At 56.8% G+C, this 2,047-nt stretch carries 1 rRNA gene; it reads left to right on the top strand.

Annotated elements, in window-relative coordinates:
* The first annotated feature begins 484 nt into the window (after window positions 1–484).
* Window positions 485–2,007 (top strand): 16S ribosomal RNA (locus tag B9B60_RS16665).
* Window positions 2,008–2,047: the final 40 nt, after the last annotated feature.

The following is a 2,047-nucleotide window of genomic DNA, read 5'->3' as shown; positions in this document are numbered from 1 at the left end:
GTCCCGCGAGCTGACAGCCCCCATCCGAGTTACTCGGATCCGGCCGATCAGGTCGGAACCGCGGATTTGGAACCGAGCAGCTCCGCTGCTACGGTGGGGCACCGCTGAAGATCCAAGCGCGATCAACGACGGCCGCTCCGAGAGCGGATCACGAAGTTGGCGCCCAAGCATGGACAGTGGTAAGTTAGAGAAGTTGCCCCTTGAAGTACTGGCCGGTTGGTTGGTGGTGATGGGTGTGCGTGTGAATCTTGAGAACTCAACAGCGTGTCAAAAATCGATGCCAATACCTCGTCTTGGCTGATTGTGCCCTCGCCTTTGTGGGTGTGGGTGTGGTTGGTCGGATGATTTTTTTCCTTTGGTTGACAATGAATTAATACAGCGATTGCGCTGGTTGTTCTTGCTCAGTCATGGTTCAGCCCTTTGTTGGGTTATTGATTGGCCCTGGTGCTTGCTGCTTTGGTGGTGGGTGTTGGGGTGTTGATCATCAACGGAGAGTTTGATCCTGGCTCAGGACGAACGCTGGCGGCGTGCTTAACACATGCAAGTCGAACGGTGAAGCTCCAGCTTGCTGGAGTGGATCAGTGGCGAACGGGTGAGTAACACGTGAGCAACCTGCCCCTGACTCTGGAATAAGCGCTGGAAACGGCGTCTAATACTGGATATGAGAAGGGTCCGCATGGGCACTTTCTGGAAAGTTTTTCGGTTGGGGATGGGCTCGCGGCCTATCAGCTTGTTGGTGAGGTAATGGCTCACCAAGGCGACGACGGGTAGCCGGCCTGAGAGGGCGACCGGCCACACTGGGACTGAGACACGGCCCAGACTCCTACGGGAGGCAGCAGTGGGGAATATTGCACAATGGGCGAAAGCCTGATGCAGCGACGCCGCGTGAGGGATGACGGCCTTCGGGTTGTAAACCTCTTTCAGCAGGGAAGAAGCGAAAGTGACGGTACCTGCAGAAGAAGCACCGGCTAACTACGTGCCAGCAGCCGCGGTAATACGTAGGGTGCGAGCGTTGTCCGGAATTATTGGGCGTAAAGAGCTTGTAGGCGGTTTGTCGCGTCTGCTGTGAAAATCCGGGGCTCAACCCCGGACTTGCAGTGGGTACGGGCAGACTAGAGTGTGGTAGGGGAGACTGGAATTCCTGGTGTAGCGGTGAAATGCGCAGATATCAGGAGGAACACCGATGGCGAAGGCAGGTCTCTGGGCCACTACTGACGCTGAGAAGCGAAAGCATGGGGAGCGAACAGGATTAGATACCCTGGTAGTCCATGCCGTAAACGTTGGGCGCTAGGTGTGGGACTCATTCCACGAGTTCCGTGCCGCAGCTAACGCATTAAGCGCCCCGCCTGGGGAGTACGGCCGCAAGGCTAAAACTCAAAGGAATTGACGGGGGCCCGCACAAGCGGCGGAGCATGCGGATTAATTCGATGCAACGCGAAGAACCTTACCAAGGCTTGACATATACCGGAAACTTCCAGAGATGGTTGCCCCCTTTGGGTCGGTATACAGGTGGTGCATGGTTGTCGTCAGCTCGTGTCGTGAGATGTTGGGTTAAGTCCCGCAACGAGCGCAACCCTCGTTCTATGTTGCCAGCACGTGATGGTGGGGACTCATGGAAGACTGCCGGGGTCAACTCGGAGGAAGGTGGGGATGACGTCAAATCATCATGCCCCTTATGTCTTGGGCTTCACGCATGCTACAATGGCCGGTACAAAGGGCTGCGATGCCGTAAGGTGGAGCGAATCCCAAAAAACCGGTCTCAGTTCGGATTGGGGTCTGCAACTCGACCCCATGAAGTCGGAGTCGCTAGTAATCGCAGATCAGCAACGCTGCGGTGAATACGTTCCCGGGCCTTGTACACACCGCCCGTCAAGTCACGAAAGTCGGTAACACCCGAAGCCGGTGGCCCAACCCTTGTGGGGGGAGCCGTCGAAGGTGGGACTGGCGATTGGGACTAAGTCGTAACAAGGTAGCCGTACCGGAAGGTGCGGCTGGATCACCTCCTTTCTAAGGAGCTCTGGCCACCGTTGGGTGGTCCAGGACCTAT

The organism is Janibacter indicus, assembly GCF_900176385.1.
GTDB lineage: Bacteria > Actinomycetota > Actinomycetes > Actinomycetales > Dermatophilaceae > Janibacter > Janibacter indicus.
This window is presented reverse-complemented; position numbering and strand designations above follow the sequence as displayed.